Source organism: Caballeronia glathei (assembly GCF_000698595.1).
In the GTDB taxonomy this organism is placed as follows: domain Bacteria; phylum Pseudomonadota; class Gammaproteobacteria; order Burkholderiales; family Burkholderiaceae; genus Caballeronia; species Caballeronia glathei.
This window is the reverse complement of sequence record NZ_JFHC01000252.1, coordinates 1-961: the sequence shown is the minus strand read 5'-3', so window position 1 is coordinate 961 and position 961 is coordinate 1. Positions and strand designations below refer to the sequence as shown.

The 961-nt window shown below is 63.0% G+C and carries 2 protein-coding genes; both read right to left on the bottom strand.

The window, feature by feature from the left end; translation table 11 throughout:
- A partial coding sequence (locus tag BG61_RS38610) for a glycogen/starch/alpha-glucan phosphorylase (RefSeq protein WP_035943721.1) occupies positions 1–747 on the bottom strand: 747 nt, incomplete at its 3' end.
- 21 nt (positions 748–768) lie between these two features.
- Positions 769–961 (bottom strand): phosphoketolase family protein (locus BG61_RS38605; RefSeq protein WP_035943720.1); only part of this gene is annotated, 193 nt, incomplete at its 5' end.

Below are 961 nucleotides of genomic sequence, written 5' to 3'. Positions count from 1 at the left end.
GCTCTTCCACAGCCTCAGGGTGTTGCAGGTGTTCACGCGAAAGCCGAGCATCGGGATGTCGCAGGCCACGCCCTTTACCTTGTTCGCCGGTACCCAGCGCACACGAAGGTGGCCCTGTGCATCGGTCTCGCTCTCCGTTCGCCCGCCAAAGGAAACATAGAACGTCACGTCCGGGCGTACGATCTCCCACGGATTGCCCTTCTGCAGCCACTTGTCGGTGACTTCCTCCTGCCAGCCGTCGCGGATCACCTGATCGAAGATGCCGAACTCATAGCGGATGCCGTAGCCGATCGCCGGTATTTCGAGTGTGGCGAGCGAGTCGAGGTAACAGGCGGCGAGCCGCCCGAGCCCGCCGTTGCCGAGCCCCGGTTCTTCTTCCAGTGCGAGCAGCGTGTCGAGGTCCTGGCCGAGCGCCTGCATGGCTGCGCGCGCATTGGTCTCGATGCCCAGGTTGACGATGTTGTTGCCGAGCTGCGGACCGATCAGGAACTCGGCGGAGAGATAGCACGCGAGCCTCACCTCGCGTGCGGCATGGGTCTGCACGGTCGCCACCCAGCGGGCCAGCAGGCGGTCGCGCACGCTGTAGGCGAGGGCCATGTACCAGTCGTGAGGGGTGGCAATGGCCGGATAGCGGGCCTGCATGCAGATGAGGTTGTCGATCACGTCGCGCTGCAACGCATCGGCATCCAGTCCGCTTCGCGCGGGTTGAGCGCTGAGCGATGTATCCACGGTCGGGTCGGCGGCCATGATTTTTTCCCCTTAGGACACTCAGTCTGGCCACACCCAGTCGGTGATCTCGGTGCGGTCGATGCCATGCGTATGCGCATAGTTCAGGTTGCTGATGATGGCGTTCTTCATGTCTTCCCTGAGATGCGCCGATCTACCCTGTAGTCGCGGCACGCGGTCGAGGACATCGATCACCAGATTGAAGCGGTCGACCTGATTGAGGATCGCGAGTTCG